This window comes from uncultured Mucilaginibacter sp. (genome assembly GCF_913773635.1).
Taxonomy (GTDB): domain Bacteria; phylum Bacteroidota; class Bacteroidia; order Sphingobacteriales; family Sphingobacteriaceae; genus Mucilaginibacter.
Map to the genome: position 1 here is coordinate 61,189 of NZ_CAJYGQ010000008.1, position 12,020 is coordinate 73,208.

Here is a 12,020-nt window from a genome sequence, read left to right on the forward strand (position 1 = left end):
TTTTCCACATTTTCACTCCTTATTGTGGATATCATATAATCAGGCATGTGATTTGTACACTAAATTATACATATCATTTCTGATTATGAAAAAGATTTTTTTACTACTTACTTATATATCAGCACTTACCATAGGCGCTAAAGCCGACACTTTAGACAGCCTTAAACAGCAATTGCAGCTTACTACCGATGACAAAGCAAAGGCTGTAATATATAATAGCATGGCTGATTGCTATCTGGCATTTAAAACTGCACCCAACAGCTATACTAAACGCATTAATTACGAAAATGCGGTGAATTATACCATGTTGGCCATGAAAACATACTACAAGTACAGTGATACTACGGGTATGATTTACAGCTATAGCAACCTATCGCGTGCTTATCGTTCGCAGCGTAAGTTTGCACAGGCTAAATGGTTTATTCTGCAAGCTAATACCCTGTCAAGACGCCAAAAGTCTGTACCCTCAATTATAAATACTCTTGTTGATTTGGCTGCCATAAAAATAGATATCAAGGATTATAACTTGGCAAAAAAGGACTTAAAAGAGGCTCACCGCCTAGCAATGAAAAACAAATTAGCTGAACAGGATTCATCTGTAAAAATTGCTTATAGCCGTTTATACACCTTTATTCAAGTACCTCCTGCCGAAAACGTATTTCAGGGGCTGGATGAAACTATCAAAAACGAAGAGCTAGCATATGCAGCCAAGCAGAAAAAACTGGCCGCTCTGGCTTCTTTAAAACAGTTAAAGAAAACACAAACAGGTAAAAAGAAACTGCTTGCAGCAACCGCAGCATCAAAAGTACCTGTACAACAAATTAAGCTAACGGCACCAACTATTTACTGGGAAACGCCATCGAGTAAAACTAATACTGATAGTTTGAAAACAGTATCGTTGTAACCGTCAGTTTTCAATAAGTAATTAAACAACAAAAGCAGCACTTTGGGTGCTGCTTTTGTTGTTTAATGCAATGCCTTGCGCTTTAACAGGCCGCCAGTAGTATCATCAATACTGTGCTGTATAATAAAAGCAGCAGGATCTATCTTTATAATCTTCTCTTTCAATGCAGGCACCTCCAAGCGTGTAACAACGGTAAATATAATATCACGTGTTTCGTTAATATGGCCGTCCTTACCATAACCGCTTTTGCCTTGATAAATGGTAACACCACGTCCCATTTGCATGGTAATAACTTTTCGAATTACTTCGCTTTTTAAAGATATTACCGTTATACCGGTGTACTGTTCAATACCATTTAAAATCAAATCAATCATTTTTGAAGCCGATACATAGGTTAATATAGAGTACATGGCACGCTCAATACCTAAAAAATATGCAGCTGTAGAAAAGATTACGATATTCAGAATTAATACAATGTCACTTATTTTAAGTAGCTGCGCCTTACGGCTCAAAAGTAGTGCAGCTATCTCAGTACCATCAAGCACCGCACCGCCGCGCATGGCAAAGCCAATACCCACTCCAATGAACACGCCACCAAAAACCGCTGTCAATAGCTTATCAGCCGTTATATCAGGAAAATGCACAAACGCCACACACAATGATAACCCAATGATGCCTACAGTACTTTTAAATGCAAACTGGGCACCGAGCCTTTTATAGCCTAATATTAAAAACGGGATATTCAGCAACACAATGTATATGGCAATGGAAGTATCGGTTATATTGCCTATAAGCATTGATATACCGGTTACCCCACCATCAATAAAGTGGCTGGATAACAAAAAGCCCTTTAAACCTAAAGCCGCCGAAAAAATTCCTAAAACAATTAATAACCAGTCTATAGCAATCTTCTCTTTAGTAACTTTCATATTGTAGTTGTTGCAAAATATTTTTAAATTTATATTGATGAATACCTGTTACAACACAGGTTTGGCGGTAAGATACAAAATCGGGCTTAATTTTTGATAAGAATGGGTATGGAAGGTAAGCAAAAAACGATACTAATTGCAGATGACGACCAGGCTATTGTTGACTCCATGACGGCTATACTCGATCATTCGGGGTATGAGGTATTAAAAGTTTTGGATGGCACATCGGTGATGCAAGCTGTTAAAGCACAACCAGATTTGATATTGCTTGATATTCAGATGCCGGGCCATGATGGGCAAGCCGTATGTAAGCAGCTTAAGCGCCAGGCTACCACTAAAGATATCCCGGTCATCATGGTTTCGGCCAGTATGGATGTGCGTAATAAAGCTGCACAGGCCGGAGCCGATGATTACCTTGAAAAGCCGTTCGACATGGATGTTTTACAACAAAAGGTATTTACGCTGTTAAACAAAGCTGCGCTTTAAAATCCTTTTCTATACCCTGCTTGTCTATAATTATGAGCTAATTACAAGTTAGCAACAGATATAATTGTTATCTTGCCAAGATTATAAACGTTGCGTGTGACTTTCAAAGACTTTAATTTTAATGAGCAGCTAACCGAAGGCTTGCTAAGCATGGGTTATAAAACGCCCACCGCCATACAACAAAGTGCTATACCTGTTGTAATGGAAGGTAAGGATGTTATTGCTTGTGCACAAACCGGTACAGGTAAAACTGCTTCATATCTACTTCCTGTTTTAAATTTAATCGGTGAGCATCCTAACCACCAAATTAAAGCTTTGATATTAGCTCCAACCCGCGAACTGGCCCAACAAATTGATCAGCAGGTTGAAGGCCTTGCATATTTTACCGAGATAAGTTCACAAGCCATTTTTGGTGGTGGTGATGGTATTGCCTATGAACAGCAACGCCGTGGAATTGACAATAAGGTTGACATTTTGATTGCTACACCTGGCCGCCTAATTTCATTTCTTGCATCGGGTTCTCTCAAACTAAATCATCTACAGTATCTAATTCTTGATGAAGCAGACCGCATGTTGGATATGGGCTTCCAGGAAGATATTATGCGCATTATTAGCCACTTACCGGCTAAACGCCAAACACTGCTGTTTTCGGCAACTATGCCGGGCAAAATAAGGCAACTGGCGCGCACTATTTTAAATGAACCCGAGCAAATAAATATTGCTATCTCACAGCCGGCATCAGGCATTAACCAGCAAATTTACAAGGTGCATGATGAGCAAAAAACCAAGCTTTTGGTAAGCATTTTGAAAAGCGGCGCATTCAACAGCATCATTATATTTTCATCTACGAAAGACCGTGTTAAATCTCTTAATAAGGAACTCAAAAGTGCCGGTCTTAAAGTTGATGCATTTCATTCAGACATTAAACAGAGTGAACGCGAAGACATATTACTTGACTTTAAAAACAAAACTCTTCCTATTATAATTGGTACCGATGCACTTTCGCGTGGTATAGATGTTGAGGGTATTGACCTGGTGGTAAACTATGACGTGCCGCCCGATCCGGAAGATTATATACACCGTATAGGCCGTACTGCCAGAGCTGCCACCACCGGCACTGCAATAACATTTGTGAACCAGCGCGATTTTAGGCGTTTTCAAAGTATACAGCAGCTAATTGACCGTGAAATTGAGGAAGTAACCCTGCCTCCTGAATTTGGAGAAGCACCAAAGTTTAAAGCCGATGCAAATAACCGCCCACGCCGTGGTAGGGGCAACAACCGTAATAACAATCGTAACCGTAAACCTGGCAGCGGTCCGAAACAGCAAGCTAAAGGGCAGTAAATTATTACTGTAACCGGTAGTTGCTGACTATTAAATTCCAGCAACAATTAATGGTTTATTACCTGGACTTTAATCATTAATGCCCCATTTACTGGCCCAGGCTGCATATTGGTTTATTACCTTTTGCGGACTATAGGTATACCAAGCATAGCCCGAGCGGCGCTCGCGCATTACCTCGGCTAATGAATATACCACTTTGCTATCCCTGTTGCAGAATAAAGGTTTGCGAGTATCCATTTCGTAATAGCGCGTCCAAATTTGTGGTGCGTTACTATCTTCTACCACAACTCTATCCATGCGAGATATGATGAACTGGCTGGTATCGGGCTTAGCTTTTATGGTCTCTACTCTTATGCCTTTAATTGCCGATTCTTTGAACCACGCTACAGCGCTTTGCACGGCTTTCATAACCTTAGGTGCAGGCTTATCTAATTGCATTAACAGAAGCACAATGCCAACGCTCTCCGCACTACAAATTGCTGCCGGCTCAAATGCCCGTGCCCAGGCCGGCTTAAGTGTATATTCATCATACTGCTGACACCATGCAGCAGTACCTTTTTTATCGCTGATCTGCGTATTCAAAATACAGGTTATACCCTTATTGAAGGCGGCCCTTACGCTATCGCGCAGTTGCTTGTATATAAAACCGTAATCAGTATCATTCTCACCAATTTCTTTTAGTAGTTCCATAATGCCGATGAAAGTATCATCATTGTAAGTTATGTGGCTGCTATAGTTTTTTTGCAGTGGATAATACTGTGGCCATCCGCCGTTACTGTACTGTGCACTGAGTATGAATTTAACGCCTTTAACAGCCGCTTCCTTAAATCTTGCAGCATGCTTAAGGTTGTAAACTCCTGCCAGATAAGCCACATGTGTGTATGATGTGCCATTATCACATGTAGTATTCAAAACGTTTTTAGCGGCTTTTACGCTATCTAACTGCTTTGAGGTAAGTATGGCCGTCATATCATAATTTTTTGGCCAGCCTCCGTTTACCTTTTGGTATAATATAATATTATCGCCTATTTCCTCTAACTGATCAGCCTTGTATTTGGGTTGGTTCTTTTTAGGATTGATAATGTTGTGCTTATCAGCAATGCCGTACCAGTGCGCTGCACTACTGGAAAAACTGTTGACATCAGTATTTTTATGAAGCTGGTTTTGTGCAAACAACAAATTGCAGCACAAAAGCCCAAAAGCAAACAGGAAAATTCTTCTCATAACGGTTGCTTAAAATTAGGCAATACCTATCTATAAATAATAAGTTCTTGACGTAACTTGCTTGCATATATGTAACAACAGCGTGACTTTAAGTTGATATGAGGTTTACCTATATTGGCTTTATGAAACTAAAACTTAACTCACTGACCTTTTTACCTGCCGTAGCCTTGCTCTTATCAAGCAATTTTGCGCACGCTCAAAACAGCGTTATTGACCAGATTGTAAAGGAGGGAAACGAAAACTCTCAACTCGAAACCCTGGCACGCGAACTGATGGACGGCATTGGTCCGCGCTTGGTGGGCACTCCGCAAATGCTTAAAGCAAACGAATGGGCTGTAGCCAAATACAAAACATGGGGTGTAAGTGCCCGCAACGAAAAATGGGGTGAGTGGCGCGGATGGGAACGCGGCATTTCACATATTGATATGGTTTATCCCCGCATAAAATCATTAGAAGGCACACAACTGGCCTGGAGCCCGGGCATGGGTAACAAAACAGTTACTGCCGAAGTAATTGCCCTGCCAGACCTGGCAGACTCAGCCGCTTACCAGGCATGGTTGCCATCTATCAAAGGTAAGTTCATTATGATATCGATGCCACAACCAACCGGCCGGCCGGATTATAACTGGAAGGAATTTGCCATGAAAGAGTCGTTTGACAAAATGCAGGCCGACCGTACTGCTAAAACAACCGCATGGGCAAACCGCATTAAAAAAACAGGCTACACAACACGCACGCTTCCGGTAATACTCGAAAATGCCGGTGCAGCAGGTATAATCACCTCCAACTGGTCAGCAGGCTTTGGCGTTGACAAAATATTCAGCGCTTATACTAAAAAGGTTCCTACAGTTGATGTAGCTTTAGAAGATTACAGCTTACTTTACCGCTTAACCGAATCAGGCATTAAACCCAAAATAAGCATGCACACCGAATCAAAAGAACTGGGTGTAGTGCCAACCTACAATACCTTAGCCGAAATCAAAGGCGGCGCTAAAGCAAACGAATACGTAATGCTTTCGGCTCATTTTGATTCGTGGGACGGTGGTACCGGCGCAACCGATAATGGCACCGGAACGCTTACCATGATGGAAGCAATGCGTATTTTGAAAAAGGTATACCCTAAGCCTAAACGCACCATTTTGGTTGGTCATTGGGGAAGTGAAGAACAAGGTCTTAACGGTTCAAGGGCCTTTGTGGAAGACCATCCGGAAATCGTAAAAAATCTTCAGGCTTTGTTTAACCAGGACAACGGCACCGGAAGGGTTGTGAATATTGGCGGACAAGGTTATGCTAAAGCTGCTGACTATATAACCCGTTGGTTAAAGCCAGTACCATCATACATACGCGATTCTATAAAGACAAGCTTCCCGGGTGTACCAGGAGCAGGCGGATCAGACTTTGCTTCGTTTGTTGCTGTTGGCGCTCCCGGCTTCTCATTATCTTCATTAGGTTGGAGCTATGGAAACTATACGTGGCACACTAACCGCGACACTTATGATAAAATTGTGTTTGATGACGTACGCCGCAACGCTATCTTAACCGCCATACTAATTTACATGGCCAGTGAGGATGCAGAAAGAACATCAACTGAAAGAGCACCTTTAGGCACCAATCCACGCACCGGCCAGCCCTTAAAATGGCCAGAGCAGGTTAAAGCAACCCGCCGCGGTGGACTTGATTAGACTGCAAACAACTATATATTTTTCAAAAGCGCTCATTTAAACCAATGAGCGCTTTTTATTTGAGGAAATACCAACAAATATTTTACATGATTTAAGCTGCAATTACTAGGTACAGATAATATTGTACAACAGGTTGTAAACATATTACACTAAACTTTATTGCACAGGTAGCATATTTGATATGTATACCAATTAAACTAAATCAAAGTTTATTTATAAACCTGTTAAATGAGTAAAAAAGTATTAAGCACAGTGATGCTGATGGCCACCTTTGCGACAGCAGAAGCACAATATCCTGTTATTCCACCTGCTGTACAGGCCAAAGCCGATTCAGCGCTTGCTGTAGAGAAAAAGTTAAGTGACGATGCATGGAATAAAGCGCAGGCAATTATAAAGCGCGACGAGAAAAACGGAAAACCTTTCGTTCCGTGGGCATCTAAGCCGTCTGACTTACCTCAAGCAAAAATACCAGCCTTTCCGGGTGCTGAAGGCGGAGGTGCCTACACTCCCGGCGGTAGAGGAGGAAAAGTGTACGTAGTAACCAGCCTTGCAGACAGAGGCCCGGGCACCTTTCGTGAGGCATGCGAACAAGGCGGTGCACGTGTTATTGTTTTCAATGTAGCCGGTATTATTAAACTTAAAAGCCCTGTAATTATACGCGCACCGTACATCACCATTGCTGGCCAAACTGCCCCGGGCGATGGCGTTTGTATAGCCAATGAATCGGTATGGATTGATACGCACGATGTAGTTATACGTTACATGCGGTTTCGCAGGGGCTCTACAGACGTTGCTCGTCGTGATGATGGTTTGGGTGGCAATCCGGTTGGTAATATTATCATTGACCATGTTTCGGCAAGCTGGGGCTTAGATGAAAACATGTCGCTTTACCGCCATGTATATGATCGTGGTGGAGACAAACAGGAAAAGTTACCTACGGTAAATATCACTATTCAAAACTCAATTTTTTCTGAAGCTTTAGATACTTACAATCATGCTTTCGGCAGCACTATAGGTGGCCTTAATAGCACGTTTATGCGAAACCTGTGGGCTAACAACATTGCGCGTAACCCATCTGTAGGTATGTATGGCGATTTTGGATTTGTAAACAATGTTGTGTTTAACTGGTGGAACCGCAGTGCCGATGGGGGCGATGACAGATCATTATTCAACTTCATCAACAATTACTACAAACCGGGGCCAATTACTCCGTTAAATCAACCCGTGGGTCACCGCATATTAAAACCCGAGGGTAGCCGTGAAAAAGGCCGCCATGATGTTTACGGGCGTGTGTATGCTAACGGCAATATTGTAGAAGGCAATGAAAAGGTTACTAAAAACAATTGGGACGGCGGTATACAAATTGGCAATATGCCTGATGCAGGACGCTACACCGATAGTATTAAGGCGAACAAGCCCTTTCCTATGGCAAAGGTTAAGATAGTGACAGCTAAAGAGGCTTACGACTACGTGCTGGCAAACGTTGGGGCTACCCTACCTAAGCGTGATGCCGTTGATACGCGCATTACTCAGGTAGTTAAAACAGGTAAAATTGTTTATAAAGAGGGAACTGATAACACCATAGGTAAAGAATTTATTAAACACCGCCTGCCGGCAGACTCTTACAAGCAAGGCATTATTACCCACCCTGACCAGGTTGGCGGCTATCCTGACTATACCGGCACACCTTATAAAGACAGCGATAACGATGGAATGCCCGACAGTTATGAAATTGCGCATGGCCTTAACCCTAAAAACGCAGCTGACGCAACACTTGTGGCAAAAAATGGAAATGGCTATACTAATATTGAGGTTTATTTGAACAGCGTGGTTCCATTGGCAAAAGTGGTACCCGGAGCAAGATAATTAAAGTCATTTCATCTTTAAGGCCTGCTATTAGATAAGTAGCAGGCCTCTTTTATGCTTTACACAGTTATTAATAAGCGGTTGTTGCCAATAATTGCTAAAAAACAAAAGCGATAACAACCTAAGTTATTATCGCTTCAAAGCTCAATATTAATTTGTAGCTATTAATTGCCACCGGCGCCTTGTGCCGAACCAATAGCAGCAAGCTCTTTGCCCGCTTTAGTTGCACCGGCTGCAAGGTTTGGAGCCGACACTTTTAACTTTTGCCCAGGCAAAGGCTTTTTACCTTTAACGTTATTCCAAATCCGTAAATCTTCTTCGTCTATTCCGTATTTTCCAGCAATTATGCTGTAGGTTTCACCTCTTTTTACAGTATGAGAAGTGCCTGTTTTAGCAGTTATGGCTATAGCCTCTTCGGGTTGTGGTGTGTATACCTTTTGTATAGGAGCAACCACTTCACCGTTAAGGGCAGCGTAAAGCTGAGGATACTGCTCTTTACCAATTTGCGGTATAACAATACGGCGCGGAGCCTTGGTTGTTCCGTTAATAACGCGTTTGGTATATGATGGATTAAGCAGCGACAATTGGTTTACATCGATACTTAAAGCTTTGGCAATGTTGTTCAATGATATAAACTTGTTTACCATTACCGTATCAGTGTTTAAGGTAATATTGCAGGCTTGTGGCACAATGCCATGCTCATTATGATATTTCATAACATACATGGTTGCTATAAAGGCTGGTACATACCCACGTGTTTCGGCAGGCAAATATTGCCTTATCGACCAAAAGTCAACCGCGTTGGCTTGTTGCATAGCGCGCTCAACACTGTTTTTACCACAGTTGTATGAGGCAATTGCCAGCAGCCAATCGCCAAACTCCTGGTACGCATCGCGCAGGTAGGCGGCAGCTGCGTAACTTGCCTGTATAGGGTCGCGGCGCTCATCAACATAATTATTCATATCCAAACCATAAATTTTTGCGGTTGAATACATAAACTGCCATGGGCCGGTAGCACCTACCCTTGAAACTGCATTGGGATTTAGCGCCGATTCTACTATAGACAGATACTTGATTTCGTCAGGAATACCGGCATCTTTAAAAGCCTTCTCGTAAATAGGGAAATAGTATTTGGTTAAGCCTATAATACGTCCCATTTCGTCTCTCCGGCTTGCAGATGTATAATTACTAATGTAAGCCTGTACAAACTCATTATAATCAAGCTGCACATCGCCTTGAATAGCATCAAGACGGGTACGGTAAGGTGAATTTTGGTAAGAAATTTGCTTTAACTGGGTGATTACAGGCGTATTAACTGCAGCAGGTCTATAGCTTTGCATGTAATTAGGCCTGAAATTCTCTTCATATAATGAAGTGTCGGTGTAAGCAGGTTGGGCAAGTGAGGTTAAAGACTGAAAAGTAGCAACACAAAAAATGATCGTAAATAATTTCTTCATTCTCAAGCTTATAATCACGCGTATTTCGATAAATTACTAAAGTATTAACTTTTACGCAATCCAGCAAAATAAGTTGCAAAGTTTAACAAATCGGCTTCGGCGAAGGCTTTGGTAACCAGTTGTAACCCTAACGGTAAATTTTGGCTATTGTTTTCCATCGGCAAAGATATAGCCGGCACACCGGCAAGTGATGCCTGAACTGTAAATATGTCTTCCAGATACGTTACTACCGGATCAATATCGGTACGCCCTATCTTAAACGCAGGCTCGGGCGCCGTTGGTGTTAGTATGAAGTCGTATTGCTTCAAAATCTCATCGGTACGTTCTTTAATAAGCCGCCTTACCTTTTGCGCTTTCGCGTAATAAGCGTCATAATAACCTGCGCTCAGCACAAATGTACCAAGCATAATACGGCGCTTAACCTCAGTTCCAAATCCTTCAGAACGTGAACGCTTGTAAGTACTGGTCAAATCAGTTGCGTTTGCACTACGGTAACCATAATGCACACCATCATAACGAGCCAGGTTTGATGATGCCTCGGCCATAGTAAGTATATAATAAGTTGGCACTACGTAGTCCAGGTATTCAAACGATACTGGTTCAACGGTATGTCCATCTGCTTTAAGCTGTTCAATAGCGGTTAAAAGGGTTTCTTTAACTTCAGCATCAAGCCCTTCGCTATCAAAAACTTCTTTTATATAGGCTATTTTCCTTTTTTGATCAGTATTAATTTTCAGGGTGCTATAGTGCTCAACAGGTTTGCGCGATGCCGTACTGTCATAATCATCAGCACCGGCTATAACTTCAAGTATCAGGGCCGCATCCTCTACCGAACGGGTAATTGGCCCTGGCTGATCGAAAGAAGAAGCATATGCTATAATACCATGCCTTGAAACGCGTCCGTAAGTAGGCTTAAGCCCTACCACACCGCAAAAAGAGGCAGGCTGACGGATTGAGCCGCCCGTATCTGTACCGATAGCTGCGTGGCACATACCTGCCTGCACAGCAACCGCCGAGCCACCTGATGAACCACCCGGAACGCGGCTTTCATCGGCCATGTTTTTTACAGGGCCATAATTTGAATTTTCGTTTGCACCGCCCATGGCAAATTCATCGCAATTGCATCTGCCTATAATAATGGCATCCTCGGCAAGCAAACGCTCAACCACGGTTGATGAAAAAATTGATTTAAAGCCATGTAAAATTTTTGATGAAGCAGTAACTTCATGCCCCTTATAACAGATGTTGTCTTTAATGGCAATCACCATTCCGGCAAGGCGTCCGGTGGTAGTTTCACTGTTTTGCAGGCGAATGTCTAAGGCGGTGGCCTGTGCAATTGCTTCCTCTTCAAAAACTTCGTTATAAGCATTTAAATGAGCATATTGCTTAATATTAGCGAGGTAAGTATTTACCAGGTCTTTAACAGTAACCGTTCCGGATTTTAAATCGCGCTGAATTTCTGTTAAAGTGGTATACATTTTTCCCATAGGCCGCTAAAATAAAAAAACTTATCAGTTGATAATAAAATTACCAACCAATAAGTTTCAAAAGGTATAAATTACCGAATAAAATTTCCCTTACTGAGAAACTTTGCTTTTTTCTTCGGCCGTATCTTTATTAGATGCGTCTTTAAATTCTTTCACGCCCTGACCTAAACCTCTCATTAGTTCAGGAATTTTGCGTCCTCCGAACAGAATTAAGATTGCAATGATGATCAGAATGATTTCTGGTGCTCCTAAACCCATGATTTAATGATTTTTGTTTTTAATATTCTTTTTTAACACTGGTTTCTGCCTTTTCGTGCTCTTCACTTACAGCAGTTGAGTTGTGTGTGTCGGTTTCAGTATCGGTATTATAGTTATTACGATATTCAGGTTCTGATGGTTTTTCGTCGAAGCTGTTTATTTGGTTATGAATTTCACGTTTAACACCTTCTGATGCATCTTTGAAATCGCGGATTCCTTTACCTAGTCCGCGGGCCAGCTCAGGAAGTTTATTACCACCAAATAACAAAAGGGCAACAAACAAGATGAGTATAAATTCGGGTCCGCCGATATTAAACAACTCCAAAAGCACCGGACTATACATAATGATTTATTTAAAGGTACAAATATATACAATTATAACT

Annotated in this window: 11 protein-coding genes; 5 read left to right on the forward strand and 6 right to left on the reverse strand. The window is 41.9% G+C overall.

The genetic code is table 11. The features are described 5' to 3' along the window. The first annotated feature begins 85 nt into the window (after positions 1–85). Positions 86–904, forward strand: coding sequence for a hypothetical protein (locus QZ407_RS09860; protein ID WP_295770362.1), 819 nt, complete (start codon positions 86–88; stop codon positions 902–904). 62 nt (positions 905–966) lie between these two features. On the opposite strand, the gene QZ407_RS09865 is transcribed toward QZ407_RS09860, so the two are convergent. Next, positions 967–1,833 (reverse strand): YitT family protein, encoded by an 867-nt coding sequence (locus QZ407_RS09865; RefSeq protein WP_295770364.1) that lies wholly within the window; start codon positions 1,831–1,833, stop codon positions 967–969. Positions 1,834–1,941: 108 nt separating this feature from the next. Between QZ407_RS09865 and QZ407_RS09870 the strand changes: the two genes are divergently transcribed. Next, complete coding sequence (locus QZ407_RS09870; RefSeq protein WP_295770366.1) at positions 1,942–2,319, forward strand: response regulator transcription factor; 378 nt, start codon at positions 1,942–1,944, stop codon at positions 2,317–2,319. Between the two features lie 96 nt (positions 2,320–2,415). Then, complete coding sequence (locus QZ407_RS09875) at positions 2,416–3,663, forward strand: DEAD/DEAH box helicase (RefSeq protein WP_295770368.1); 1,248 nt, start codon at positions 2,416–2,418, stop codon at positions 3,661–3,663. Between the two features lie 69 nt (positions 3,664–3,732). Here the strand turns inward: QZ407_RS09875 and pelA are convergent, their stop codons facing one another. Then, complete coding sequence (pelA, locus tag QZ407_RS09880; protein WP_295770371.1) at positions 3,733–4,887, reverse strand: pectate lyase; 1,155 nt, start codon at positions 4,885–4,887, stop codon at positions 3,733–3,735. A 122-nt stretch (positions 4,888–5,009) separates the two neighbouring features. Here pelA and QZ407_RS09885 point away from each other — a divergent pair, with 122 nt between their 5' ends. Together QZ407_RS09885 and QZ407_RS09890 are read left to right on the forward strand one after the other, a co-directional pair. After that, positions 5,010–6,569, forward strand: a complete 1,560-nt coding sequence (locus QZ407_RS09885; RefSeq protein WP_295770374.1) for a M20/M25/M40 family metallo-hydrolase — start codon at positions 5,010–5,012, stop codon at positions 6,567–6,569. A 228-nt stretch (positions 6,570–6,797) separates the two neighbouring features. After that, the gene (locus QZ407_RS09890; RefSeq protein WP_295770377.1) at positions 6,798–8,435 is read left to right on the forward strand and encodes a polysaccharide lyase; all 1,638 of its coding nucleotides are present in this window, start codon (positions 6,798–6,800) and stop codon (positions 8,433–8,435) included. A gap of 164 nt (positions 8,436–8,599) precedes the next feature. On the opposite strand, the gene QZ407_RS09895 is transcribed toward QZ407_RS09890, so the two are convergent. From QZ407_RS09895 to tatA (QZ407_RS09910), 4 genes are all read right to left on the reverse strand, one after another. Then, on the reverse strand, positions 8,600–9,892 hold the full coding sequence (locus QZ407_RS09895) for a lytic transglycosylase domain-containing protein (RefSeq protein WP_295770379.1): 1,293 nt from the start codon (positions 9,890–9,892) through the stop codon (positions 8,600–8,602). Between the two features lie 44 nt (positions 9,893–9,936). After that, positions 9,937–11,379, reverse strand: coding sequence for an Asp-tRNA(Asn)/Glu-tRNA(Gln) amidotransferase subunit GatA (gene gatA / locus QZ407_RS09900; protein WP_295770381.1), 1,443 nt, complete (start codon positions 11,377–11,379; stop codon positions 9,937–9,939). Positions 11,380–11,469: 90 nt separating this feature from the next. Further along, on the reverse strand, positions 11,470–11,637 hold the full coding sequence (gene tatA, locus QZ407_RS09905; RefSeq protein WP_157542700.1) for a twin-arginine translocase TatA/TatE family subunit: 168 nt from the start codon (positions 11,635–11,637) through the stop codon (positions 11,470–11,472). Positions 11,638–11,656: 19 nt separating this feature from the next. Next, complete coding sequence (tatA, locus tag QZ407_RS09910; protein WP_157542701.1) at positions 11,657–11,980, reverse strand: twin-arginine translocase TatA/TatE family subunit; 324 nt, start codon at positions 11,978–11,980, stop codon at positions 11,657–11,659. Positions 11,981–12,020: the final 40 nt, after the last annotated feature.

What these genes read in the sequence shown, in the direction of transcription:
- QZ407_RS09860 (WP_295770362.1), top strand. Translation starts at nt 86, where the DNA reads ATGAAAAAGATTTTTTTACTACTTACTTATATATCAGCACTTACCATA.
- QZ407_RS09865 (WP_295770364.1), bottom strand. Translation starts at nt 1,833, where the DNA reads ATGAAAGTTACTAAAGAGAAGATTGCTATAGACTGGTTATTAATTGTT.
- QZ407_RS09870 (WP_295770366.1), top strand. Translation starts at nt 1,942, where the DNA reads ATGGAAGGTAAGCAAAAAACGATACTAATTGCAGATGACGACCAGGCT.
- pelA (WP_295770371.1), bottom strand. Translation starts at nt 4,887, where the DNA reads ATGAGAAGAATTTTCCTGTTTGCTTTTGGGCTTTTGTGCTGCAATTTG.
- QZ407_RS09885 (WP_295770374.1), top strand. Translation starts at nt 5,010, where the DNA reads ATGAAACTAAAACTTAACTCACTGACCTTTTTACCTGCCGTAGCCTTG.
- QZ407_RS09890 (WP_295770377.1), top strand. Translation starts at nt 6,798, where the DNA reads ATGAGTAAAAAAGTATTAAGCACAGTGATGCTGATGGCCACCTTTGCG.
- QZ407_RS09895 (WP_295770379.1), bottom strand. Translation starts at nt 9,892, where the DNA reads ATGAAGAAATTATTTACGATCATTTTTTGTGTTGCTACTTTTCAGTCT.
- gatA (WP_295770381.1), bottom strand. Translation starts at nt 11,379, where the DNA reads ATGGGAAAAATGTATACCACTTTAACAGAAATTCAGCGCGATTTAAAA.
- tatA (WP_157542700.1), bottom strand. Translation starts at nt 11,637, where the DNA reads ATGGGTTTAGGAGCACCAGAAATCATTCTGATCATCATTGCAATCTTA.
- tatA (WP_157542701.1), bottom strand. Translation starts at nt 11,980, where the DNA reads ATGTATAGTCCGGTGCTTTTGGAGTTGTTTAATATCGGCGGACCCGAA.